Raw genomic sequence first — 22,962 nt, forward strand, 5'->3', positions numbered from 1 at the left:
CGATGACGAAGAAGGTGACCCCATGAATCTCATCGCACACCCCGAACTGCTCGAATTGCTGGCCGCGAGCCACGCCCTGGGCACCCTGCGCGGCGGCGCCCGCCGCCGCTTCGAGGCCATGGCCCGCGAGCAGGCACCAGTGCGCGCCGCGGCGCTGGTCTGGCAAGGCCGGCTCGCGAGCATGACCGAGCTGCAAAGCCCGATCGTTCCCGATGCGGCCGTGTGGACCCGCATCCGCAACATGATCGACGCCGAGAAGGCGCAGCAGGCCATGGCGCAGCAGCGCGACGCGGCCAACGCCGCCGCAAGCGCCAGGCCGCAACCCGGCGGCTGGCTGCGCAGCCTCGCACTCTGGCGCGGCGCCACGGCGGCCGGCGCGCTGGCCACCGTGCTGGCCGTGGTGGTCGGGCTCAACCTGCGCGACCAGCTGAACAACGCCCCGGCCGTGCAGTACGTGGCCGTGCTGTCCGACGACCAGTCCACCGCCTCGATGCTGGTGACCTTCGATCCGAAGAAAAAGCAGCTGGTGCTGCAACGCGTAGGCAACTACACCGAAGCTGGCGACAAGTCGCTGCAACTGTGGGCTTTGCCGCCGGGCGGCGCGCCGCGCTCGCTCGGCGTGCTCGATAACGCACCGGGTCTGCGGCTGGCGGCATCGGAATCCGATGTCCACGCCGTGCCGACCTTGGCCGTTACCTTGGAAGCCAAGGGCGGCGTCCCGCCAGGCAGCGGACCCAAGGGGCCCGTGGTCTTCAAGGGCGCGCTCATCGAAAAAACCATCTGACCTGCTTCCTGCCTGCCTTTCCAATGTCTTCGATGAAAACCGCGCTGGCCGCGGCCGCGCTGCTGACGGCTGCGCTCGCCGCGCAGGCCCAGCCTGCCTTCTTCCCCCAGGAATCCGAGACGGCCGCCGCCGAGGCCGCGTCCGCCCGCGACTACCTGGCCGCCAAGGAACGCTGGCACAACGAGCTGGCCGCCTTCGCCCGCGCCGACCAGGAGCACTTTCCCGCGCCCGGCGGGGTGGTGTTCGTCGGCAGCTCCACGGTGCGCATGTGGACCCGCATGCAGCAGGACTTTGCCCAGGTGCCCGGCGGCATCGTCAACCGCGGCTTCGGCGGCTCAACGCTGTTCGACTGCAGCCTGTTCGCGCGCGACCTCGTGGTGCGCTACAAGCCCCGGCAGGTGATGGTCTATGCCGGCGACAACGACCTGGCCGAAGGCCGCACGCCGCTGCAGGTGCTCGACAGCTTCGCGCGCTTTGCCAACGCGGTGCGCGCCGAGCTGCCCAACACCCGCATCAGCTTCATCTCGGTCAAGCCCAGCCCCTCGCGCGAGCAGCTCATGCCGCAGATCCGCGAGACCAACCACGTGATCTCGGCCTATCTCAACCTGCTGCCCAACAGCGAGTACATCGACATCTACACGCCGATGATCGGTGCCGATGGCCGGCCGCGCCCCGAGCTGTTCCGCGGCGACAAGCTGCACATGACGGACGAGGGCTACCGCCTCTGGCACTCGGTGATCGCGCCGCACCTGCCGAGCGTTCCGCCGGCGCCGGTCGCGACCTCGCGGCCCTGACCCCCGACCCGTGAATCGGGCCGCGCGGCTCAGGCCGGCGCGGGGCCCGACGGCACATCGTCCGCCGGCGGCGGCACGTCCGCGCCGCGCGTGAAGCGCGCCACGAAGTACATCCCTGCGAACACCGCCAGCAGCAGCAGGCCGTCGCCCCACCACGGCCGCGCGGTCTGGCTGTCGCCATAGAAGGCCAGCACCAGCAGCACCGCCACCAGGTGCGCGCAGAACACCGGCAGCGAGGCCGACCCCATCGCCTCCAGCCAGCGCATCCGCGGAATCCGGCGCATCAGCCAGGGCCCGAAGCGCACCGCCAGGATGCCCAGCGCCACAAGGTTGACCAGCCGCAGCGGCCCGAGCTGCCACTTGTCGAACAGCAGGTTCAGCTCCACATCGCCGCCGAACGGTGCCTGGCCGTTGATGCCAGTGTGGCGCCAATAAAGGCCGTACAGCGCGATGCCCGCCGCCAGCACCAGCAGCCATGCCGGAAAGCGCAGCGGCCGCGCGGCGGGGCCGCTGCGGGTGGCGCCGATGCACAGCCCCGCGAACCACAGGAACTGCCAGGCATAGGTGTTGAAGGCGCCCATCTCGTGGAACGGCACCGGCACGCCCAGGTAGCGCACGGCCAGCCCGTAGACCCATTCGCTCAGGCCGAACTGCGCCGCCACCCACACGCTGACGCTCACCACCATCACCAGCGTCCAGCCGTGGCGCATCGCAAAGGCCAGCACCCACGGGCTCATCAGCATGAAGAAGATGTACATGGGCAGGATGTCGAGCAGCGCGGGCTCGTAGATCAGCAGCAGCCCGTACAGGAAACCGTCGCGCGGCTCGGCAAGGTAGTAAGACACCAGGTTCTTCACCGCCGGCTGGTCGATGTGCAGCCCCAGCGCCGCGATCACCGTGAACAGGAACAAAAGAATCGCCGCCTGGCACAGGTAGACCTTGACCACGCGCCGCCAGAACGCCTGGCGCATCGAGTCCACCCCGCGCGCGTAGCCGATGCGGCTGTAAACCAGCCCGGCCACGAAGGCCGACAGCAGCACGAAGCCTTCGGCGGCCGAAACGAAACCAAAAGGCTGACCCAGCGGATCGGTCAGGCGCGTGGGAAGGTGGGTGACGGTCATCAGCACGAGCATCAGCCCGCGCAAGGCGTCTATTTCCCAGTAGCGTTTCATCGGTCGGCGGCGAGGTCTTGGTGGCGGCCTGCGCGGCGCACGCAAGACGGTACGGATTGTAAGAAGAGCGGCGTACGCGCACCGGCGACACGAAAGACATATGACCGTTGGCACTGCCGAACTGCCTCGCAAATCGGCTACGCTGCGCGCTGCCTCTAGGTGGAGATATAAGTGAACCGTTTCTTTCCAACATTGCTCCTGGCCGGCGGCGCCCTCATGGCCGGCCCGGGCTTTGCCCTCCAGATCACCAGTCTGTCGCCGCAAGGCGAGGTCGCGCGCGTGCGCCAGATCGTCGCCAAGTTCGACCAGGCCGCCGTCAACTTCGGCGACCCCAAGGCCCCCGCGCCGCTCTCGGTGAGCTGCACCGACGCGCAGGCCGGCAAGGGCACCGGCCGCTGGACCGACGCCAAGGCCTGGGTCTACGACTTCGAGAACGACCTGCCGCCCGGCGTGCGCTGCACGGTCACCCGCATCCCCACCTTCAAGCCCGCCAGCGGCGAGCTGACGGGCCCCGAGCGCTACCAGTTCAACACCGGCGGCCCGTTCGTGCGCAACTACATGCCCGGCACCTACTCGCGCATCGACGAACAGCAGATGTTCATGCTCGAGCTGAACGGCGCGGCCACGCTCGAGAGCGTTCGGCAGAACGTCTGGTGCTCGGCCGACGGCGTGGGCGAGCGCATTCCGGCCAAGCTGCTCGACGGCGACCAGCGCACCGGCCTGCTCAAGGCCTTCGGCCGCGAGAAAGAAGCCGCCAAAGACCCGCTGCGCTTCATCACGATGCAGTGCAACCGCACGCTGACGCCCGGCAGCAAGGTACAGATCGTCTACGGCAAGGGCGTGGCCACGCCCTCGGGCATTGCCAACAACGTCGAGCGCCGCTTCGACTACCAGGTGCGCGAGCCCTTCGCCGTGTCCTTCACCTGCGAGCGCGAGAACGCACAGGCCGCCTGCCTGCCGCTGCGCCCGATGCAGCTGCAGTTCAACGCACCGGTCACGCGCAAGCTTGCCTCGCAGATCCAGCTGAAGGGCGACAAGACCGTCAAGGCCAAGCTCGACAACGACGGCGGCACGCAGAGCGACGACGACGTGGTCAACGGCGTGAGCTTCGAGCCGCCGCTGACCGAGAGCGCGCAATACAGCATCGAGCTGCCCTCCAAGTTCGAGGACGCCTCGGGCCGCCCGCTGGCCACGCCCGGCAACTTCCCGATGAAGGTCGCCACGGGTGCCATGCCGCCGCTGGCCAAGTTCGCCGCCTCGCCCTTCGGCGTGGTCGAGCGCCTGGCCGAGCCCGACACCCCGGCCATGATGCCGGTCACCGTGCGCCGCGTGGAGCCGCAGCTGATGGTGAACGCCCTCACGCCCGGCAAGGTGAGCGACATGAACCCGAAGACCGACGCGGAAATCATCGCGTGGTTCCGTAAGGTGCGCCGCTACGACAGCTACAGCGTCACACGCGAACAGGCGCGCAAGGACGTCAAGGGCCCGCTGCCCCCCGTCATCGACAAGGACGACCGCACCTCCCTGCAGACCCGCATGCTGTCGCTGCTGGCGGGCCAGCCGGGCGTGAAGGCGCTCGACATGCCCAAGTCGGACGCGGGCGATCCGCGTCCTTTCGAAGTCATCGGCATCCCGCTCACGCCGGGCTTCCACGTGCTGGAGATCGCTTCGCAGAAGCTCGGTGAAGCGCTGCTCGACGAACGCTACAACGCCGGCCGCACGATGTACGTGCGCACCACCGCGCTGGCCACCAACCTGGCCGTGCACTTCAAGCTGGGCCGCGAGAACTCGATGGCCTGGGTCACCACGCTCGACAAGGGCAAGGTCGTGGCCGGCGCCGAAGTGCGCGTGTCCAGTTGCGACGGCAAGGCCGTGGCCACCGGCACCACCGACGCGAACGGCGTGGTCATGCTCAGCGGCATCTCGCCGCAGGCGCCGAGCTGCAACGGTGCCAACGAATACGACAGCAGCGCGTGGTTCGTGAGCGCCCGCGCCAAGGACGACAAGGGCATCGAAGACCTCGCCTTCACCTGGAGCGACTGGCAGCGCGGCATCGAGCCCTGGCGCTTCAACGTGCCCACCAGCCTGCAGCCCGAGGCCGACCGCGTGGCCCACACCATCTTCGACCGCACGCTGCTGCGCGCCGGCGAAACGGTGTCGATGAAGAGCCTGATCCGCACCCAGACCAGCAAGGGTTTCGGCCTGCCCGAGAGCCGGCCCGACACGCTGGTCATCACCCACGTGGGCAGCGGCCAGCGCTTCACGCAGCCGCTGAACTGGCGCAAGACCGCCACCGGCGGCCTGAGCGCCGAAAACACCTTCCCCATTCCGCCCGCCGCCAAGCTCGGCGTGTACGAGGTGGTGCTGCGCAGCGGCGGCGGCAAGGACGCCAACGGCGACGGTGAGAGCGACGACGACGAAGGCGGCGGCAGCCGCAGCTTCAGCACCGGCATGTTCCGCGTCGAAGAATTCCGCCTGCCCGTGCTCGAGGGCCGCATCGCGCCCACCGACAAGAAACCGCTGGTGGCCGCGACGAGCGTGCCGACCGACGTGCAGATCAACTACGTGGCCGGCGGCGGCGCCGCCAACCTTCCGGTGCGCGTGTCGGCCATGGTGCGCGGCAAGAGCCTGAGCTTCCCCGACTACGACGCCTTCAGCTTCAACCCGCCGCGCACCGAACAGGCCGGCGGCACGCAGTCCACCAGCAGCGCCGACACCGACTCGGGCGAAGAAGACAGCAACAGCAGCAGCGACACCCGCGTGATCGCCGACAAGCTGCCCGTCACGCTCAACAAGGACGGCGCGGGCAAGGTCACCATCGACAAGGTGCCCAAGGTCAAGTCGCCGCGCGAGCTGCTGCTCGAAGCCACCTACGCCGACCCGAACGGCGAAGTGCAGACCATCCGCAGCACGCAGACGCTGTGGCCGGCTGCCGTCATCGCCGGCATCAAGACCGAAGGCTGGGTTTCCACCGCTCAGAAGCTGAAGTTCCAGGCGCTCGCGCTCGACCTCACGGGCAAGCCCCAGGCCGGCGTGACGCTCAACGTGCGCGCCGTGGCCCGCATCACCACCACCAGCCGCAAGCGCATGGTGGGCGGCTTCTACACCTACGACAACAAGACCGAGACCAAGGACATCGGCACCGTCTGCAGCGGCAAGAGCGACGCGCGCGGCCTGCTGCTGTGCGAGTCGGAGCTGAAGGAAGCCGGCGAAGTCGAACTCGTGGCCAGCGCCACCGACAGCGACGGCCGCGACGCCAAGGCCGTGAGCTCGGTCTACGTCACCAAGCAGGGCGAGCTCTGGTTCGGCGGCGAAGACAACGACCGCATCGACGTGCTGCCCGAAAAGAAGAGCTACCAGCCGGGCGAGATCGCCAAGTTCCAGGTGCGCAGCCCCTTCCGCTTTGCCACCGCGCTGGTCGCCGTGGAACGCGAGGGCATCATCGAGACGCACGTGGTGCAGCTCGACGGCAAGGACCCGACGGTCACCCTGGAGGTCAAGCCCGAATGGGGCCCGAACGCCTACATCAGCGTGCTCGCATTGCGCGGGCGCCTGCGCGAAGTGCCGTGGTACAGCTTCTTCACCTGGGGCTTCAAGGCACCGCGTGAGTGGTGGACCGCCTTCTGGTACGAAGGCAAGGAATACGTCGCGCCCACCGCGATGGTCGACCTGAGCAAGCCCGCCTATCGCCTCGGCATGGCCGAGATCCGCGTCGGCACGCGTGCCCACCAGCTCGACGTGACCGTCACCAGCGACAAGCCCAGCTACCCGATCCGCAGCAAGGCGCAGATCACCATCTCCGCCAAGCTGCCCGACGGCAAGCCGGCAGCCGGCGCAGAAGTGGCACTGGCCGCGGTCGACCAGGCCCTGCTGGAGCTGATGCCCAACGACAGCTGGAACCTGCTCAACGCGATGCTGCAGCGGCGCAGTTGGGGCGTGAGCACCTCCACCGCGCAAATGGAAATCGTCGGCCGGCGCCACTACGGGCGCAAGGCCGTGCCCGCAGGCGGCGGCGGCGGCAAGGGCCAGACGCGCGAACTGCTCGACACCCTGCTCGTGTGGAACCCGAAGGTCGTGCTCGACGCCAACGGCCAGGCCGTGGTGACGGTGCCGCTCAACGATGCACTTACCACCTTCAAGATCGTAGCCGTGGCCGATGCGGGCACCAGCCTGTTCGGCACCGGCCAGATGAGCATCCAGGCCACGCAAGACCTGCAGATCATCAGCGGCCTGCCGCCGCTGGTGCGCGAGGACGACCAGTTCCGCGCCCAGATCACGCTGCGCAACACCACGCAAAAGCCGATGAAGGTCGAGGCCACGCCGCGCGCCACGCTGCTCACGCTGGAGCCGCAGACCGTGGACATCCCGGCCGGCGAAGCCCGCGAGGTCGCATGGACCGTGACCGCGCCCGCGCAGCTCGCACAGACGCGCGCCGAAGCCATCCTGTGGGAGATCGAAGCCAAGGACACCATCGGCGGCGCGCGCGACGCGCTCAAGGTGCGCCAGCGCATCGTGCCTTCGGTGCCGCTCACGGTACAGCAGGCGACGCTGGTGCAGCTCGACGGGCCGTTCACGCTCGACGTGGCCCCACCCGCCGACGCCCTCCCCGGCCGCGGCGGCCTGAAGCTCGCCCTGCAACCCAAGCTCGCCGAAGGCCTGCCGGGCGTACGCGACTGGTTCGCCAACTACCCCTTCATCTGCCTCGAACAGAAGACCAGCAAATCGGTGGGCCTGCGCGACGCGAAGATGTGGCAGGGCGTTCTGGCCACGCTGCCGACCTACCTCGACAGCGACGGCCTGGCCAACTACTTCCCGCCGCGCGACGGCGAAGCCAACCGCGGCAGCGACATCCTCACCTCGTACCTGCTCGCAGCGACGAACGAGGCCGCGCAGCTCAACCCGGCCTTTGCACTGGCCGATGACGTGCGCGCGCCGATGGAATCGGGCCTGATCGCCTTTGTCGAAGGCCGCATCACGCGCGAGTTCTGGAGCCCGCGCAAGGACCTCGACGTGCGCAAGCTCGCCGCGCTCGAAGCGCTCTCGCGCTACGGCAAGGCCAAGGGCAGCATGCTCGGCAGCATCACCATCGCGCCGAACCAGTGGCCCACCAGCGCGGTGATCGACTGGCTCAACATCCTGAAGCGCGTGAACGATGTGCCGCAGCGCCAGCAGCGCCTGGACGAAGCCAACAACGTGCTCAAGGCTCGTTTGTCTTACCAGGGCACCAAGCTCATCTTCAGCACCGAGCAGGACGACTACTGGTGGTGGCTGATGACCAACGGCGACGTCAACACCGCCCGCCTGCTGCTCAGCGTGATGGACGACCCGGCCTGGAAGGACGACATCGGCAAGCTCGCCAACGGCTTCATCGGCCGCCAGCAGAACGGCGCATGGCACACCACCACCGCCAACCTGTGGGGCGGACTGGCGCTGGAGAAATTCAGCAAGGTGTTCGAGAGCACCCCGGTGTCGGGCGTGACCGCCGCCACGCTGGGTGCCGTCAAGGCGCAGGTCGACTGGAGCAAGGTCGATCGCGTCAAGACCACCGACGCCGCCGGCGCACCGAACCAGACCACCTTCTTCGGCGCACCCGCCTCGCCGGGCAACCTGAAGAACAACACGATGTTCCTGCCCTGGGCCGCGTCGCCTTCCGGCGCACCAGTGCGCGACACCCTGCTGGTCACCCAGCAAGGCACCGGCAAGCCGTGGCTCACGCTGCAGTCGATTGCCGCCGTGCAACTGAAGGCACCGTTCGCCGCCGGCTACGCGATCAAGAAGACCATCACCCCGGTCGAGCAGGCCACCGCGGGCAAGTACACCCGCGGCGACGTGCTGCGCGTCACGCTCGAAGTGAACGCCAGTGCCGACATGACCTGGGTCGTCATCAGCGACCCGATCCCGGGTGGCGCCACCATCCTAGGCGGCGGCCTCGGCCGCGACTCGCAGATCGCCACGCAAGGCGAGAAGAAGTCCGGCTCCGGCTGGGCGGCGTTTGAAGAACGCAGCTTCGAGGCCTTCCGCAGCTACTACGAGTACCTGCCCAAGGGCGTGGTGAAGATGGAATACACCGTGCGCCTGAACAACGTCGGCGACTTCGCGCTGCCGCCGAGCCGCGTCGAAGCGATGTACGCGCCCGAGATGTTCGGCGAGTCGCCGAATGCGCGGGTGAAGGTGGAGGCAGCGAAGTAAGCCAAGCTGCATCGCGGCGCGACGGGCCAATCGATCGATCGATCGATTGGCCGACTGACTGATTGACGAAGAAAAGGGAGAAACACCATGGGCCTCGCCATCAGCGTCGGTACGCTGGCTTACTTGCTGGAGAACGACACCGAGGGCGCCGAATGGCACCAGGAAGAACTGGCGGTGGCGAACAAGCTGCTGGCATCGGCGGACCTTCCGCCGCATGCCGAGCCCCGGGAACTGCCGCCGCTGCACTCGCGTGCGTCGCTGCGCAGCTTCCCGTACTCGTACATCCACTACCTGCGCCTGGCCTATGCGTACCGCGCGCAGTCGCCCGACTGGATGGCGACGCCATTGCCGGACGGTGTCGACCCCACGGACGATCCGGTGGTCGAAGACGCCCTCTTCGACTCGGAAAGCCACCTGATCCGCCACTCGGATGCAGACGGGTTCTACGTGCCGGTCGATTTCGAAGAGGTCCTGTATTCCGACCCCGACGACGAAAAGGAAGTGGTCGGCGGCATGCTCGGCTCGTCCTACCGCCTGCGTGACGAGCTGGTGCTGGTGGCGCCCGCGCTGGGCATCACCCTTGTCGACGGCCAGCTGTCGGACGAGGAAGCCGAGCGAATCAACCGCCTGGTCGACGCCGACGAGGGCCTTCATCGCGAATACGCCTCTTGGCTGCTGCTCTACGAGGCGGCCCGGCTGAGCATCGCGCACAAGACGGCCATCGTTTTCAACTGAGAGCGGTCCGCCTTTTCGACTGCCGGATACGCAGGCCATGACGATGAAGAAATCCATCCGCATCGGCCGCGCCCCCCTTCATCATCCGGACACCACGCCGAAGGCGCCCTGCGAAGAGGCCCTGTCGTGCACCAAGCCATGGGACACGCTCGAAGAAACGGCGACACCCGGCGTCCGGTACTGCGGCGATTGCCGAAAGAACGTGTTCTGGGTGGACACCCCGGAGCAGGTGCGCGCCGCGGCCCTGCTGGACCGCTGTGTCGCCATCGCGGATGACGGCGCGTATTCCAGGTCCGGCGAACACAAGATCACGGCAAACTCTGCGCCCATGCCCCGCCACCTCGCCACCGTCACCCTTCTCGTTCACGACTACGACGAAGCCATCCGCTTCTTCACCGAGGCGCTTCGCTTCGAACTGGTCGAAGACACGCCGCGCGGGCCGGGCAAGCGCTGGGTGGTGGTGTCGCCCGGTCGGAACGCCGGCGCCACGCTGTTGTTGGCCAAGGCCGTGACCGACGAACAGGCGGCCAGCATCGGCAAGCAGGCCGGCGGGCGAGTGTTCCTGTTCCTCCACACCGCGGACTTCCAGTCCGACTACCAACACATGGCATCCCACGGTGTGCGCTTTCTCGAAGCGCCGCGCCACGAGCCGCATGGCACGGTCGCCGTCTTTCTCGACCTTTGCGGCAACCGGTGGGACCTTCTGCAACCGAACGACGCATGAGCAGCAACGACAGCATCGACTTTCTCTCCCACAACCGCGCCGCCTGGGACCGCCAGGCCACCGAAGAACGCGAGTGGTCGCGTCCCGTCAGCAGCGAGCTGATTGCCGCGGCCCGTCATGGCGACTGGCGCGTGCACCTCACGCCGCAGCCGCTGCCGGCCGACTGGCTGGGCGACGTGCGCGGCCGGCGCATTCTCTGCCTCGCTTCGGCGGGCGGCCAGCAGGCGCCCGTGCTCGCGGCGGCCGGTGCGCAGGTCACGGTGTTCGACCTGTCCGACGAGCAACTCATGCAGGACCGCCGGGTCGCCGAACGCGACGGCCTCGACCTCGCGACGGTGCAAGGTGACATGCGCGACCTGGGCGTGTTCGCCGACGCGCAGTTCGACATCGTCTTTCACCCGATCTCCAACCTCTACGTGCCGGACGTGCGCCCTGTGTGGCGCGAATGCCATCGCGTGTTGAAGGCCGGCGGCGCCCTGCTCGCGAGCTTCTACAACCCCGTGGTCTTCATCGGCGACCGCGATCCGGCGCTGCTGGCGCAAGGGTTGGTGCGCCCGCTGTACAAGCTGCCGTACTCCGACCTGGGCGACTTGCCGCCCGAGGCGCTGGAAAAGAAACGGCAGAACGGCGAAGCCATGGTGTTCGGCCATTCGCTGGCCGACCTGATCGGCGGGCAGATCGCGACCGGCTTTTCCATCGACGGCTTCCTCGAAGATGCGCAGCCCCATCCACGCTTCGTGGTCGACCGGTTCATGCCGACCTTTCTCGCGACGCGCGCGGTGAAGCGTCAGCCGCTGCCAGGAGCCACACCATGACACCGCAAGACCGCATTCATTTCGCCGGCAACCCCTGGCCCGAAGGCCACCCCATTGCGGAGTTCCGCTGGACAGCCTCCGTCAGGGACGGCATCGTGTGGTTCGACCTGCACCTGCGCAGCGCGGACTACGACGCCGAGCGGGAGATCGACGAGCCCGAAGACGAAGAGATCGACTATCCCTCGGACTGGGATGCGCCCAACGTCTGGAACAACTACCACCGCTGCACGCTGTCATCGACGAACTGGGGCGACGGCAACGGCTTCGCGGTGTGCCCGGTGTCCGACTTCAGCCTGGCGCGGATCGACGGCCTCGAAGTCCGCGTGGACGAACCGCCGCCCGAAGACACGGAAGACAACGCCTTCCACATCTACCTGCTGGGCCACGACGCGGCGGCTCACCACCGCATCCGCTTCGACCGCATCGCGGGCACCGACCGGTTCAACATTGCGTGGACCGGCAAGATCGCGCTTGCCTACACCGGCGACTATGAATACAAGTACGACTTCGCGGCGCACCTGCATGACGTGCAAGCGCCGCGAATTCTCGCGTAAGTCTTTTCACGGCCTGCCAGAGCCACGCGGTGCCCGGCAACACCCATCGATTCGCCCCGCATGCAGATCCTGCTTCCCTTGCTGTTCATGGTTGCGCTTGTCGGCGCCGTCTTCTTCGGCAGCTACCTGTTGCGCGCCATCCTGCCGCGAGAGCACGCACTGCAATCGCGGCTGAGCGACGAGGCTATCGCGGGCTATGTCAGCTTCGCCATGAAGAACGTCAAGGGCATCATGGCGATCCTGCTGGTGATCTATTTCATGGTGGCCGGGGCGCTCTATTCGTAACCTCGCAGCCTCGGCCGCAGCACCGCGAGCCCTTCTCTTTCATCGGGAGATCCATTCATGAAGCGTCTCATCGAAGTCCGCACCTACAGGCTCAAGCCCGGCACCCTGCCCGCCTTTCATGAAGCCATGCACACGCGCGCCGTGCCGATGCTGCGCAGCAAGGGCATGGACGTCGTCACCTACGGCCGCTGCGATCACGAGGAAGAAACCTACCACCTCGTGCGTGCCTACGAGAACCGCGAGGCACTGGAGGCCGAGCAAGGCGCCTTCTATGGTTCGGCCGAATGGCGCGAGGGCCCGCGCAGCGCGCTGGTCGATCGCATCGAGACCTACCTGAACACACTGCTGTGGGTCTCGCGCGAAGCCGTCGACGGCATGCGAACGCTCAACGCCCCGCAGGGCGCACCAGACACACACTGACGCACGCCGGGAGCCGCGCCCGGCCTACACTCGCCCTCCGGCCCATCCCCCACTTTCTTCCTCAGGAGAAAACGCATGAACACGACGGAAATCGCCAGCAAACTTGTGGCGTTGTGCAAGCAAGGGAAGTTTCAGGATGCCCAGGTGCTCTATGCGCCCGAGGCAGTGAGCGTCGAAGCCAGCGCCCCGCCCGGCGGGCAGCGCGAAGCGGTGGGCCTGGCCGCCATCCAGGCCAAGGGCGAATGGTGGAGCGCCAACCATGAAGTCCACTCGATGCAGGTCGCCGGCCCATGGCCGCATGACGACCGCTTCATCGTCGGCTTTCGCGTCGACGTGACGATGAAGCTCACCGGCCAGCGCTTCACCATGGAAGAGATGGGCCTCTACACGGTCAAGGACGGCAAGATCGTGCGCGAAGAGTTCTTCTATTCCGGTGGCGCCTGAGCCTCGCAAGCAAGGATCGCCGCAGGGCAGCGGCAGCAGCGAACAGACGAACTGCCTGCGCTGCCCCTCGACGGCGTTGCGCCTGCTTCCCGGTGAACCCACGCAGACCATCGCCTTCCTGCAATGCCCGGCCTGCCTGCGCCACTACGCGCAAAAGGCCGGCGGCCCGCTGACATACCGATGGGGCCACCCGATCAGCCTGGCGCTCTACGGCGTGCTGTTCACGACGGAGCCGCTCACCGAGGCGCAACGCATCGCCGACGCGCTGCGCCGAGGCCGCACGCCTGAAGCGCTGGCCCTGTTCGTCGAAGAGATCGAACTGGAGCTTGCGCATCCGACGCAGCAGGTCAGGGACATCCTCGGCAATAGGAGCCCCGAAGCGGCCTGCCGGGAATTTCTTGCGGCAGTGGCCCGGCACCTCACCCTCACACCGGCCGTCAAGGCTTCGCGTGCGCCTTGAAGAAGGCCACGATGGTCTCGCTCGCATCGAGCTGACGCGACACGCGGTTGTCCGGCATCGACGCCAGCGCACTGCCGGGCCATGTGTGGCCGCCACCCTCGATGCGGTACAGCACCACGGCTTGCGGATCGGCTGCCGTGGCGTGGCGCACGCGCGTGACCGAGGTTCCGTCGTCGCCGGCTGACGGACGAAGCGTTTCCGCAGGCTGCGCACGGGCATTCATCGCAACGGCCCAGCGCTCGATGGTCTTCTCGACCGACAGGCGCGGCGCGCCGGTCGTCGCCTTGCGGCCGATGCCGCCGGCGTAGGGCACGTAGGGGTCGTCCGTGCCGTGGATGTGCAGCACGGGCAGCCCTTGGCGCACCAGCGCCGGAGCGATGTCGAGCGTGGCCGATACCGCCGCCACCGCGCGCAGGCTGCCGGGGGCCTCGACCGCCCACCGGTAGGCCATCATCCCGCCGTTGGAAAAGCCGACCGCGAACACGCGCTTCGGATCGGCCCGCCCCTCCTTGACCAGGCGCGCGACCAGTGTCTGCAGCCAGGCCACGTCGTCCACGTTGTTCGCCTTCGCGTAGCCGCAGCAGGCGCCGGAGTTCCACGTGTAGGCATCCGCATTGGCCCCGCTGCCGTTCGGGTAGGCCACGAGAAAGCCCGCCTTGCGCGCGGCCTCCGACAGGCCCGTGGCTGCGATGAGCAGGTCCGCGTTCGAACCGCCACCGTGCAGGGCGACGATCAGCGGGCGCGGCTGGCGCGGCTTGCCGTCGTCGGACAGCAGGTAGCTGCGCGACGTGCCGCCCACCTGCAAGGTCTGCATGCCTGCGGGCCGTGTGTCCGCCTGCGCGGCGGTGCCGATGAAGAAGGTGATCGCGGCCACGCAGCAAGACGCGATGCCCGCGCGGCGAGTGAATGAAATCAGGGACATGGAAATGAACCGGTGAATGAACGCTCGATCGAGCAAGACAGGACGACGGCGCGCATCGTAGAGACGCAACGCACGCCCCGCATGCGTCTCTTGCGTAACGAGCGTCACGTTACGGCGGTTACGGCGGTGACGAAGCCATCGGCCGCCTTGCTTGTTGCCGTGCCGCGTGCCTCGGATGATTCCGGCCGTCGCCCTTGCATGTCCACGCTCATGCCCATGCCTGCATCGGGCCCCGCAACAACCCAGGAGATCGAATGATTCACCCCCAACGCCGCCGCAGTTTTCTCGCACAAGGCAGCAGTGGCCTGCTGGCCGCGCTGCTCGGCACCCGCTTCGCCGATGCAGCCACGCCCGCCGCGCCCCTCTCCCATGTCGAGGAACGCCCGGACCTCGCCAAATACTTCAAGCAAGCCGGCGTCCTGGGCACATGGGCGGTGCTCGACAGTGCCACCTCCAAGCTCACGGTGGTCGATCGGCAGCGCGCCGAGCGCCGCTACAGCCCGGCATCGACTTACAAGATTCCCAACAGCCTGATCGGGCTGGAAACCGGCGCGGTGAAAGACATCGACGAGATCTTTCCCTACGACGGCAAACCCCTGCCCCGCAAGGAATGGGAGCGGGACATGAACCTGCGCGAGGCGATCCGCGTCTCCAACTTTCCGCTCTACCGCCAGGTGGCGCGCCGCATTGGCCTCGCGCGCATGAACGAATGGATCGCGAAGCTGCACTACGGCAACGAGACGCTGGGCACGCAGGTCGACCGCTTCTGGGTCAACAACTCGCTGCAGATCTCGGCCGTGGAGCAGGTGCGCTTTCTGATGCGGCTCGCGCAGCGCACGCTGCCGATATCCGCGCGCAGCCAGGACATGGTGCAAGAGATCACGCGGATCGAGCAGACGGCCGCCTACGACCTGCATGCAAAGACCGGCTGGTACGAAACGCCGAGCCTGTCGATCGGCTGGTGGGTGGGCTGGGTGGCACTGGCGGACGGCAGCGTGAAGAGCTTTGCGCTGAACATCGACATGCACGGCGAGGCCGATGTCGCCAAGCGCATTCCGCTGGGCCGTGCGCTGCTCGCGCAGATGGACATTCTTCCGGCCGAAGCAGCCAAGGCGGGTTCGTGAAGCAGCACCGCGTGAAGGCACTGCCGCGCGCGGCGGCGTGGGCACTGGCCGCGCTCCTGCTCGCGGCGCCCATAGCGCACGCCGGCCCGCTGGGCTTTGCCACGCCGCCGGCCGAGATCGCGGCGCGTGTGATGAACAACGCACCGGGCAGCATCGTGGTCGGCGTCTCGCGCCAGGGCCATACGCAGTTCGCGATGCAACGCAACGGCGTAGCGCAGCCCGGGCCGGTGCAGGAGATTGCAGCCGACGGGCAGCCCATCTTCGAAGTGGGCTCCATCAGCAAGCTCTTCACCGGCGTGCTGCTCGCACAGGCCGTGGAGCGCGGCGACCTGTCGCTCGACGACACGGTGGGCCAGCTGCTGGCCGGCCAGGTCACGCTGCCGCCGGACATCGCGGCCATCACGCTGCGCCAGCTGGTCACGCACGGCGCCTGCCTGCCCGGCATGCTGCCGGGCGCGTCGCCGATGGCCGATGGCAACCCCTTCGTGCACCCCGACCGCGCGCAATTGCTCACCGGCCTGTCGACGCTGAAGCTCGACCGCAAGCCGCCCTGCAACGGGCCCTACAGCAGCCTCGGGCTGGGCCTGCTCGGCCAGCTGCTCGCCGACCGCTACGGCAAGCCCTGGGACATGCTGGTGCACGAGAACATCGCCGCGCCGCTGGGCATGAGGGACACGGTGCAGTACCTGGGCCCCGATGCCCAGCGGCTCGCCCCCGGCTACGAAGACAAGTCGCCACGCACGCCCTGGGACTTCGGCGCGCTCGCAGGCGCCGGTGCGTTGCGCTCGACGGCGGCCGACCTGCTGGTGTTCGCGCGCGCACTCATGGCGGGGCGCAAGGGCCCGCTGGGCGCGGCGGCCGAACGCGCACTCACGCCGCTGGGCCATGACGGCACCTACGAACTGGGCTATGCCGTGCGCATGCGCGGGCCGGCGGATCACCGCACCTACTTCCACACCGGCCAGACCGGCGGCTACCGCGCGCTGCTGGTGTTCGATCCGGCCACGCAAGATGCTGCGGTGATGGTGGCCAGCAATGCATCGGCCGCTGCCGCGCGGATGGTGGACGACATCACCGTGGCGCCCGCCGCCGTGCGCAAGCGCAAGTAACAACCGCGCGGGCCCTGCGCCGGCGAATACCGGCAAAATGCCGCGCAGGTGCCCTCATGAATACAAGATTTGTCGAAGCCTTCCTGTGGGCCGCGCGGCTCGGCAGCTTCCGCGCGGCGAGCGACCGGCTCCACATCACGCAGGCGGCCGTGTCCAACCGCGTCGCCTCGCTCGAAGAAGACATCGGCGCGCGCCTTTTCGAGCGCGATGCGCGCGAGCTGCGGCTCACGCCCGTGGGCGTGCGGCTGATGGACTACGGCGAGCGCCTGCTGGAGCTGCGCCGCGAGATCGTCTCGCTGGGCCGCCCGCGCGGCGACATCCTGGGCCTGGTGCGCATCGGCGCCATCGAGACGGTGGTCCACACCTGGCTGCTGGGCTTTCTCACCAACCTGCGCTCCACCTACCCCGGCATCGAGGTGCAGCTCACGTCCGAGACCACGCGCGCCTTGCACCGTGGCCTGCGCGAAGGCGCGCTCGACATCGCCCTGCAGACCGACCACATCGCCGGCGCGGGCATCGTCAGCACGCCTTGCCTTCCGATGCCGATGGGCTGGGTCGGCCCGGTCGGCGCCGAGGGCACGCAGACCGTCGAACAGCTGCTGCGCCAGCCCGTGCTGACCATGAGCCCCAGCTCGCAGCCGCACGAGGCGCTCAAGAACCTGTACCGCGCGGCCGGCATTCCATTGGGCAAGGTGCATTGCGTCAGCTCGATCTCGGCGCTGGCGCGGCTGGTGAAGGCGGGCTTCGGCAACGCGCTGGTGCCGCTGCCGCCCTGCTATGAATACGTGGCCAGCGGCGACGTGCGGATCATCGAGTGCGACGCGCTCATCTCGCCGCAGCGCATCGTGGTGAGCCACCTGGAGGCGGCCGACTCCGACGCGATCCGCCTCGTGGCCGAGCTGGCCTGCCGCGCGTCCGACCAGTTCACGGCCTCCGCCATGGCACCAACCTGGAGCGGCGCAGCAGAGGGATAACCCTCGAAATGGCGCATTCGGGCCCCACAAAGGGGCCAGTAATTCTTGTGGCTGTCGCCCAAAAAAACTCGTTTGTGACAGCACGACCCTGCGACGGAAGATCGCGCCTTCATTTTTCGAAGGCCCGCCCGCTCTTCCGCCGCCATGACCACTTCCGCTTCTTCATCTTTCCCTGACACCGCCGCGGCGAACGCGAACGGCCTGCTGTTCGTCGCCTCCGACGTCGATGCCGCCGACGACGCCGACTTCAACCGCTGGTACGACAAGGAGCACGTCGAAGAGCGCGCGCGCATCCCCGGATTCCTGTCGGGCGCGCGCTACTTCTCGCTCGAAGGCGGCCGCAAGTACCTCGGGCTGTACCGCACCGAATCGCTGGCCGTGTTCGGCTCGCCCGGCTACCGCGCCGCGTTCGAGAAGCAGACGCCGTGGTCCATCGCCAACCTCGACCGCATGCGCCAGCCGATTCGCCGCGTGTGCGCCGTGCGCGCCGTCACCGGCTTCGGCAGCGGCAGCCACGTGGTCGTGTTGCCGCTGCCCGTGGCCGCCGATGCGCAGGCGCTGATTGCACAGGCTGCCGGCGTCGGCCGCCAGTTGTCGGAGCAGGCAGGCTTCGTGCAGTCGTACCTGCTGATGCCCGACACCGCCCTGAGCACGCCGCTGCCGCGCGAGGCCACCGAAGGCCGCGTGCTGCAGCCGATGCTGGTGGTGGAAACCAGCAGCGCCGATGCCGCGCGCGCCGCACGCACCTTCGCCGCCACGGCCTTCGACGCCGACCCCGCCTCCGGCTGGCTGCTCGCCCTCGGCTGGAAGCTGACCGCGGCCGAGCTGCGCTGAACTGACCCGATCGATCCCGATGTCTTCACCGAACAAGGTACTTCCATGACCGAACACGTGCTTTCCGCCGCGGGGCCCGTCCCCGCCAGCGCCCCGCCCAGGATGGGCCGGCTGGCCATGGCCAGCTCCATCGGCACCACGCTGGAGTGGTACGACTTCACCGTCTACAACATCATGGCCGCGCTGGTCTTCAACGCGGTGTTCTTCCCGTCGTTCGATCCGCTGACGGGCACCATCCTCGCCTTCTCGACCTACGCGGTCGGCTACATCTCGCGCCCGCTGGGCGGCGTGGTGTTCGGCCACCTGGGCGACCGGCTCGGCCGGCGCTTCGTGCTGGTGGCCACGCTGGTCATCATGGGTGTGTCCACCGGCCTCATGGGCCTGCTGCCGACCTATGCCACCTGGGGCATCTGGGCGCCGGTGGCGCTGGTCGCGCTGCGCTTCGTGCAGGGCGTGGCGCTCGGCGGCGAATGGGCCGGCGCTGTGCTGCTGTCGATGGAACACGGCAAGCCCGACGAGCGCGGCCGCAACGCCTCGTTCACGCAGGTCGGCCCGTCGTGCGGCACGCTGATCGGCACCGGCTTCATCGCCATCGTGTCGGCCTGGCTGAGCCCGGAAGATTTCCAGAGCTGGGGCTGGCGCATTCCGTTCGTCTCCAGCGTGGCGCTGGTGATCTTCGGCCTGTGGCTGCGCCGCGGCGTCGACGAAACGCCGGTCTTCCGCGAGATGGAAGAAAAGAAGACCACCGCCAAGACGCCCATCAAGGAAGTCGTCACGCAGCACTGGCGCCGCCTGCTGGTGGCCGGCGGCTCGCGCATCGGCTCCGACGTGCTGTACGCGCTGGTCGTGGTGTTCACGCTGACCTACGTGACGACGGTGCTGCACCTGTCGCGGCCACTGGCGCTCACCGCCACGATGATCGGCGCGGCCTGCAACGCGATCGCGGTGCCGTGGTTCGGCAGCCTGTCGGACCGCATCGGCCGCCGGCCGGTGTACATCGCGGGCGCCCTGCTGGGCATCGTCTGGGCCTTCGTGTTCTTCGTGCTGATGAACAGCGCGCACCCCGTGGCCATCTGCGCGGCGGTGGTGGTCGGCCTGATCATCCACGCGATGATGTACGGCCCGCAGGCCGCCTTCGTGACCGAGCAGTTCCCGGGCCGCGTGCGCTATGCCGGCTCGTCGCTGGCCTACACGCTGGCGGGCATTTTGGGCGGCGGCTTCGCGCCGCTCATCATCGCCAGCCTGTTCAAGTCCTGGGGCAGCACGGTGGCCGTGTCGCTGTATGTGGCGGCCGCCCTGGGCGTCACGCTGGTCGCGCTCTTCGTGGCGCGCGAAACCGCCAAGAAACCGCTGGAAGCCTGAGACCGCCATGCCATTGCGTTTTGCCTGCGAAACCGTGAGCGCCGACGGCGCACGGTCCATTGAATTGCGTTCCATCGAACCCACCGCGCTGGTCGTGGCGGGATGGACCGGCCGCGACACCGCGGCCATCGAGCACCACATCGAGGAACTGGCCGCGCTCGGCGTGCCACGCCCGTCGAGCGTGCCGCTGTACTACCGCGTCGCGGCCCAGTTGCTGACCCAGTCGCCGGCCATCGAGGCGCTGGGCGACCAGAGCTCCGGCGAGGCCGAGCCCGTGTTCTTCTTCTCGCAGGGCGAGTGGTGGCTGAGCGTGGCCTCGGACCACACCGACCGCCATGTCGAGAGCTACTCGGTCGCTGTCTCCAAGCAGATGTGCGCCAAGCCCGTGGCCGAGGTCGCATGGCGCTGGCGCGACCTGCAGGCCCACCAGGACGAGATCGAGCTGCACTCGCGCATCTTCGAGGACGGCCGCTGGGTCGACTACCAGCGCGGCACGCTCGCATCGATCCGGCCTCTGGCCGCGTTGCGCGACGGCATGCCCGGCGCCGGTGCGGCGCCCGAAGGCCTGTTCATGACCTGCGGCACGCTGGGCGCGCTGCCCAACGCGAAAGGCGAAGGCATCCGCCCTGCCGCGCAGATGGAGATCGAGCTGCACGATGCGCGCCTGCAGCGGCGCATCGTGCATCGCTATGCGGTCGAAGCACTGCCGGTGGTGGCGTGATGGCGAACGGCAAGCTCACCATCGCCGCCGTGCGCGAACGCATCGCGCAAGGCACGCTGTCCCATGAAGCGCTGATCGAGCAGGTGCTCGAAGCGGCCACGCTGCCCGCCGCGCGGCACGTGTTCACGCGCCTGTACGCCGACGCCGCGCGCGCCGCGGCCCGGCATGCCGATGCAGCGCACAAGGCCGGCGTGCAGCTCGGCCCGCTCGCCGGCCTGCCTGTGTCGATCAAGGACCTCTACGACGTCGCCGGCGAAACCACCATGGCCGGTTCCGCCGTCTGCGAAGGCGAGCCGCCGGCGGTGCGCGATGCGGTGGCCGTGTCGCGGTTGCGCACGCAGGGCGCGGCCATCGTCGGCAAGACCAACATGACCGAGTTCGCGTTCTCCGGCGTGGGCATCAACCCGCACCACGGCACGCCGCGCAACCCGGCCGACGCGGAAACACCGCGCATTCCGGGCGGCTCGTCGTCGGGCGCGGCGGTGTCGGTGGCGCTCGGCCTTGCGGTGGCCGGCCTCGGGTCGGACACGGGCGGCTCGATCCGCATTCCGGCCGCGCTGTGCGGGCTCGTGGGTTTCAAGAGCACGCAGTCGCGCGTGCCGCGCACCGGCGCCTTCGAGCTGGCGCGCTCGCTCGACACCGTCTGCGCGATGGCGCGCTCGGTGGAAGACTGCCTGACCATGGACGCGGCCATTGCCGATGCGCCGCTGGCCGTGCGCAGGCGTCCGCTGCAAGGCCTGCGCCTGGCGGTGCCGGCGACGCTGATGTTCGATGCCATCGAGCCCGAAGTGGCGCGCGCTTTCGAGCGCGCCGTGCATGCGCTGTCGAAAGCGGGTGCGCAGATCGTCGACATCACGCTCGCCGAACTCGCCGAGATCGCGACCGTCAACGCGCCCGGCGGCTTCTCGCCCATCGAGGCCGCGGCCGTGCACCGCGAACGCTTCGCCGCGCGCCGCGACGGCTTCGACACCCGCGTGGCCGCGCGCATCGCGCTCGGCACCGAAGTGCGCGCCGCCGACTACATCGCCATGCAGGACCGCCGGCGCGACTGGATCGGCCGCGTCGAACACGCGCTCGAAGGCTTCGACGCGCTGCTCTGCCCGACCGTGCCCATCGTCGCGCCGCCCATCGAGGCGCTGGCCGAAGACGCGGCCTTCTTCAAGGCCAACGGCCTGCTGCTGCGCAACACCTTCGCCATCAACCTGCTCGACGGCTGCGCCTTCAGCCTGCCGTGCCATGCACCGGGCGAACTGCCGGTGGGGCTGATGCTGTCGTCGGTGCGCGGTGACGATGCGCGGCTGGCGGCCGTGGCACTGGCTGCGGAATCGGCACTGCGCTTCGACTGAGCGCGGCCGGATCGAGCGAGACCGCGCCGCATCACCATGCGCACCACCGCGCTGGTGGTGCGGCCTCGCATTCGGCTATCGTCTGGCGCATGTCGCGCCAACAGCCCACCCTTGCCGGCCCCCGGGTTCTTCTTCGCCCGCTGCTCGCATCCGACGCACCCGCCCTTGTCGATGCCGCCGCCGACGGCGAGCTCTGGAACCTGCCCTTCACCGTCGTGCCCTCGGCCGCCACGGTCGATGCCTACCTGCGCACCGCCCTCGACGGCCGCGCCGTGGGCACCGTGATGCCGTTCGCGACCGTGATCCGCGACACCGGCCGCGTGATCGGCTCCACGCGCTTCTGGAAGATCGACCGCAACAACCGCAAGCTCGAAATCGGCAGCACATGGATTGCGGCCTCGTGGCAAAAGACCTTCGTCAACACCGAGGCCAAGTACCTGATGCTGCGGCACGCCTTCGAAGACATGGCCTGCGTGCGCGTTCAGCTCACCACCGACGAGATCAACGCGAAATCGCGCGCGGCCATCCTGCGGCTGGGTGCGAAGCAGGAAGGCATCGTGCGGAACGAACGGATCATGCCGGACGGCCGCAAGCGCAACTCGGTGCGCTTCAGCATCATCGACGACGAGTGGCCGCAGGTGAAGGCGCGGCTGGAGGAGCGGCTTCGCGCATCGCAGGAGCCCGAGGCATGAACGCCATCGTCGTCGTGCCCACGGCCGAATCGCATTTCGAAAGCCTGCACCGCGCGCTCGACATCGTCGCGCGCGAGCAGAAGTACCTGGCCCTGACCGAAGCCCCGCCGCTGGCGCAATCGATCGCCTTCTACCGCAGCGTGATCGGCAGCGGCTTTCCGCATTTCGTGGCGGTGGATGGCGACAAGGTGATCGGCTGGTGCGACGTGTCGCCGGTCTTCGGACATTCGCGCGCGCACATCGGCGTGCTGGGCATCGCCCTCTTGCCCGAAGCGCGCGGCCAGGGGCTCGGGGGCCGGCTCCTGCAGGCAGCCATCGACAAGGCGTGGTCGCGCGGGCTGACGCGCATCGAACTGTCCGTGCGCACGGACAACCTGAACGCCAAGGCGCTGTACGAGCGGCTCGGCTTCGAACACGAAGGCATGGTGCGCCGCGCCAGCCTGATCGACGGCATCTACCACGATGCCCACGCGATGGCCTTGCTTCGGTAACTTTCAAAGAA

Annotated in this window: 22 protein-coding genes; 20 read left to right on the forward strand and 2 right to left on the reverse strand. The window is 68.4% G+C overall.

The window, feature by feature from the left end:
• Nucleotides 1-22 precede the first annotated feature (22 nt).
• Nucleotides 23-784, forward strand: coding sequence for an anti-sigma factor domain-containing protein (locus tag ACGLHS_RS28420; protein ID WP_093245588.1), 762 nt, complete (start codon nucleotides 23-25; stop codon nucleotides 782-784).
• 32 nt (nucleotides 785-816) lie between these two features.
• Nucleotides 817-1,578, forward strand: coding sequence for an SGNH/GDSL hydrolase family protein (locus tag ACGLHS_RS28425; protein ID WP_394485405.1), 762 nt, complete (start codon nucleotides 817-819; stop codon nucleotides 1,576-1,578).
• 29 nt (nucleotides 1,579-1,607) lie between these two features.
• On the opposite strand, the gene opgC is transcribed toward ACGLHS_RS28425, so the two are convergent.
• A complete protein-coding gene (opgC, locus tag ACGLHS_RS28430; RefSeq protein ID WP_093245591.1) occupies nucleotides 1,608-2,750 on the reverse strand; it encodes an OpgC domain-containing protein in 1,143 nt (380 codons plus the stop codon).
• A gap of 216 nt (nucleotides 2,751-2,966) precedes the next feature.
• Here opgC and ACGLHS_RS28435 point away from each other — a divergent pair, with 216 nt between their 5' ends.
• From ACGLHS_RS28435 to ACGLHS_RS28475, 9 genes are all read left to right on the forward strand, one after another.
• Nucleotides 2,967-8,939 carry an alpha-2-macroglobulin gene (locus ACGLHS_RS28435; RefSeq protein ID WP_394485406.1) on the forward strand — a complete coding sequence of 1,991 codons (5,973 nt, stop codon included), beginning with the start codon at nucleotides 2,967-2,969 and terminating at the stop codon, nucleotides 8,937-8,939.
• Between the two features lie 87 nt (nucleotides 8,940-9,026).
• Nucleotides 9,027-9,674, forward strand: a complete 648-nt coding sequence (locus ACGLHS_RS28440) for a hypothetical protein (protein WP_394485192.1) — start codon at nucleotides 9,027-9,029, stop codon at nucleotides 9,672-9,674.
• Between the two features lie 43 nt (nucleotides 9,675-9,717).
• Nucleotides 9,718-10,398 carry a VOC family protein gene (locus tag ACGLHS_RS28445; RefSeq protein ID WP_394485193.1) on the forward strand — a complete coding sequence of 227 codons (681 nt, stop codon included), beginning with the start codon at nucleotides 9,718-9,720 and terminating at the stop codon, nucleotides 10,396-10,398.
• The gene (locus ACGLHS_RS28450; RefSeq protein ID WP_394485194.1) at nucleotides 10,395-11,213 is read left to right on the forward strand and encodes a class I SAM-dependent methyltransferase; all 819 of its coding nucleotides are present in this window, start codon (nucleotides 10,395-10,397) and stop codon (nucleotides 11,211-11,213) included. The genes ACGLHS_RS28445 and ACGLHS_RS28450 overlap by 4 nt, the downstream gene beginning before the upstream one ends.
• The gene (locus ACGLHS_RS28455) at nucleotides 11,210-11,767 is read left to right on the forward strand and encodes a hypothetical protein (protein ID WP_394485195.1); all 558 of its coding nucleotides are present in this window, start codon (nucleotides 11,210-11,212) and stop codon (nucleotides 11,765-11,767) included. Before ACGLHS_RS28450 ends, ACGLHS_RS28455 begins: the two co-directional genes overlap by 4 nt.
• Before the next feature lie 60 nt (nucleotides 11,768-11,827).
• Nucleotides 11,828-12,052 (forward strand): hypothetical protein, encoded by a 225-nt coding sequence (locus ACGLHS_RS28460; protein ID WP_394485196.1) that lies wholly within the window; start codon nucleotides 11,828-11,830, stop codon nucleotides 12,050-12,052.
• 57 nt (nucleotides 12,053-12,109) lie between these two features.
• Nucleotides 12,110-12,472 (forward strand): NIPSNAP family protein, encoded by a 363-nt coding sequence (locus tag ACGLHS_RS28465; RefSeq protein WP_394485197.1) that lies wholly within the window; start codon nucleotides 12,110-12,112, stop codon nucleotides 12,470-12,472.
• 75 nt (nucleotides 12,473-12,547) lie between these two features.
• Nucleotides 12,548-12,916 carry a nuclear transport factor 2 family protein gene (locus ACGLHS_RS28470; protein WP_093245607.1) on the forward strand — a complete coding sequence of 123 codons (369 nt, stop codon included), beginning with the start codon at nucleotides 12,548-12,550 and terminating at the stop codon, nucleotides 12,914-12,916.
• Nucleotides 12,906-13,376: a hypothetical protein gene (locus ACGLHS_RS28475; protein ID WP_394485198.1), complete on the forward strand. Its 471-nt coding sequence runs from the start codon at nucleotides 12,906-12,908 to the stop codon at nucleotides 13,374-13,376. The genes ACGLHS_RS28470 and ACGLHS_RS28475 overlap by 11 nt, the downstream gene beginning before the upstream one ends.
• Here ACGLHS_RS28475 and ACGLHS_RS28480 read toward each other — a convergent pair.
• The gene (locus ACGLHS_RS28480; protein ID WP_394485199.1) at nucleotides 13,354-14,298 is read right to left on the reverse strand and encodes an alpha/beta hydrolase family esterase; all 945 of its coding nucleotides are present in this window, start codon (nucleotides 14,296-14,298) and stop codon (nucleotides 13,354-13,356) included. The genes ACGLHS_RS28475 and ACGLHS_RS28480 overlap by 23 nt on opposite strands.
• A 254-nt stretch (nucleotides 14,299-14,552) precedes the next feature.
• Between ACGLHS_RS28480 and blaOXA the strand changes: the two genes are divergently transcribed.
• The 9 genes from blaOXA to ACGLHS_RS28525 all read left to right on the forward strand — a co-directional run bounded on the left by blaOXA (nucleotide 14,553) and on the right by ACGLHS_RS28525 (nucleotide 22,951).
• Nucleotides 14,553-15,422, forward strand: a complete 870-nt coding sequence (blaOXA, locus tag ACGLHS_RS28485; protein ID WP_394485200.1) for a class D beta-lactamase — start codon at nucleotides 14,553-14,555, stop codon at nucleotides 15,420-15,422.
• A complete protein-coding gene (locus ACGLHS_RS28490) occupies nucleotides 15,419-16,531 on the forward strand; it encodes a serine hydrolase domain-containing protein (RefSeq protein WP_394485201.1) in 1,113 nt (370 codons plus the stop codon). The genes blaOXA and ACGLHS_RS28490 overlap by 4 nt, the downstream gene beginning before the upstream one ends.
• Before the next feature lie 56 nt (nucleotides 16,532-16,587).
• On the forward strand, nucleotides 16,588-17,505 hold the full coding sequence (locus tag ACGLHS_RS28495; protein ID WP_093245619.1) for a LysR family transcriptional regulator: 918 nt from the start codon (nucleotides 16,588-16,590) through the stop codon (nucleotides 17,503-17,505).
• 144 nt (nucleotides 17,506-17,649) lie between these two features.
• Entirely contained in the window at nucleotides 17,650-18,339 is a 690-nt protein-coding gene (locus ACGLHS_RS28500; protein ID WP_394485202.1) for a hypothetical protein, read from the forward strand.
• 45 nt (nucleotides 18,340-18,384) lie between these two features.
• Nucleotides 18,385-19,701, forward strand: a complete 1,317-nt coding sequence (locus ACGLHS_RS28505; RefSeq protein WP_394485203.1) for an MFS transporter — start codon at nucleotides 18,385-18,387, stop codon at nucleotides 19,699-19,701.
• Between the two features lie 7 nt (nucleotides 19,702-19,708).
• Nucleotides 19,709-20,422, forward strand: coding sequence for a DUF2848 domain-containing protein (locus tag ACGLHS_RS28510; protein WP_394485204.1), 714 nt, complete (start codon nucleotides 19,709-19,711; stop codon nucleotides 20,420-20,422).
• A complete protein-coding gene (locus tag ACGLHS_RS28515) occupies nucleotides 20,422-21,768 on the forward strand; it encodes an amidase (protein WP_394485206.1) in 1,347 nt (448 codons plus the stop codon). The genes ACGLHS_RS28510 and ACGLHS_RS28515 overlap by 1 nt, the downstream gene beginning before the upstream one ends.
• An 89-nt stretch (nucleotides 21,769-21,857) precedes the next feature.
• Nucleotides 21,858-22,460: a GNAT family N-acetyltransferase gene (locus tag ACGLHS_RS28520; RefSeq protein WP_394485207.1), complete on the forward strand. Its 603-nt coding sequence runs from the start codon at nucleotides 21,858-21,860 to the stop codon at nucleotides 22,458-22,460.
• A complete protein-coding gene (locus ACGLHS_RS28525; protein ID WP_394485208.1) occupies nucleotides 22,457-22,951 on the forward strand; it encodes a GNAT family N-acetyltransferase in 495 nt (164 codons plus the stop codon). Before ACGLHS_RS28520 ends, ACGLHS_RS28525 begins: the two co-directional genes overlap by 4 nt.
• Nucleotides 22,952-22,962 lie beyond the last annotated feature (11 nt).

The organism is Variovorax sp. VaC1, assembly GCF_043658315.1.
Classification (GTDB): Bacteria; Pseudomonadota; Gammaproteobacteria; order Burkholderiales; family Burkholderiaceae_C; genus Variovorax.

Excerpts from the sequence above, each read along its gene's own strand:
- ACGLHS_RS28470 (WP_093245607.1), top strand. The coding sequence starts at position 12,548 with ATGAACACGACGGAAATCGCCAGCAAACTTGTGGCGTTGTGCAAGCAA.
- ACGLHS_RS28450 (WP_394485194.1), top strand. The coding sequence starts at position 10,395 with ATGAGCAGCAACGACAGCATCGACTTTCTCTCCCACAACCGCGCCGCC.
- ACGLHS_RS28495 (WP_093245619.1), top strand. The coding sequence starts at position 16,588 with ATGAATACAAGATTTGTCGAAGCCTTCCTGTGGGCCGCGCGGCTCGGC.
- opgC (WP_093245591.1), bottom strand. The coding sequence starts at position 2,750 with ATGAAACGCTACTGGGAAATAGACGCCTTGCGCGGGCTGATGCTCGTG.
- ACGLHS_RS28455 (WP_394485195.1), top strand. The coding sequence starts at position 11,210 with ATGACACCGCAAGACCGCATTCATTTCGCCGGCAACCCCTGGCCCGAA.
- ACGLHS_RS28440 (WP_394485192.1), top strand. The coding sequence starts at position 9,027 with ATGGGCCTCGCCATCAGCGTCGGTACGCTGGCTTACTTGCTGGAGAAC.
- ACGLHS_RS28520 (WP_394485207.1), top strand. The coding sequence starts at position 21,858 with ATGTCGCGCCAACAGCCCACCCTTGCCGGCCCCCGGGTTCTTCTTCGC.
- ACGLHS_RS28525 (WP_394485208.1), top strand. The coding sequence starts at position 22,457 with ATGAACGCCATCGTCGTCGTGCCCACGGCCGAATCGCATTTCGAAAGC.
- ACGLHS_RS28420 (WP_093245588.1), top strand. The coding sequence starts at position 23 with ATGAATCTCATCGCACACCCCGAACTGCTCGAATTGCTGGCCGCGAGC.
- ACGLHS_RS28425 (WP_394485405.1), top strand. The coding sequence starts at position 817 with ATGAAAACCGCGCTGGCCGCGGCCGCGCTGCTGACGGCTGCGCTCGCC.
- ACGLHS_RS28435 (WP_394485406.1), top strand. The coding sequence starts at position 2,967 with ATGGCCGGCCCGGGCTTTGCCCTCCAGATCACCAGTCTGTCGCCGCAA.
- ACGLHS_RS28505 (WP_394485203.1), top strand. The coding sequence starts at position 18,385 with ATGACCGAACACGTGCTTTCCGCCGCGGGGCCCGTCCCCGCCAGCGCC.
- ACGLHS_RS28510 (WP_394485204.1), top strand. The coding sequence starts at position 19,709 with ATGCCATTGCGTTTTGCCTGCGAAACCGTGAGCGCCGACGGCGCACGG.
- ACGLHS_RS28500 (WP_394485202.1), top strand. The coding sequence starts at position 17,650 with ATGACCACTTCCGCTTCTTCATCTTTCCCTGACACCGCCGCGGCGAAC.
- ACGLHS_RS28480 (WP_394485199.1), bottom strand. The coding sequence starts at position 14,298 with ATGTCCCTGATTTCATTCACTCGCCGCGCGGGCATCGCGTCTTGCTGC.
- ACGLHS_RS28515 (WP_394485206.1), top strand. The coding sequence starts at position 20,422 with ATGGCGAACGGCAAGCTCACCATCGCCGCCGTGCGCGAACGCATCGCG.
- blaOXA (WP_394485200.1), top strand. The coding sequence starts at position 14,553 with ATGATTCACCCCCAACGCCGCCGCAGTTTTCTCGCACAAGGCAGCAGT.
- ACGLHS_RS28445 (WP_394485193.1), top strand. The coding sequence starts at position 9,718 with ATGAAGAAATCCATCCGCATCGGCCGCGCCCCCCTTCATCATCCGGAC.
- ACGLHS_RS28460 (WP_394485196.1), top strand. The coding sequence starts at position 11,828 with ATGCAGATCCTGCTTCCCTTGCTGTTCATGGTTGCGCTTGTCGGCGCC.
- ACGLHS_RS28465 (WP_394485197.1), top strand. The coding sequence starts at position 12,110 with ATGAAGCGTCTCATCGAAGTCCGCACCTACAGGCTCAAGCCCGGCACC.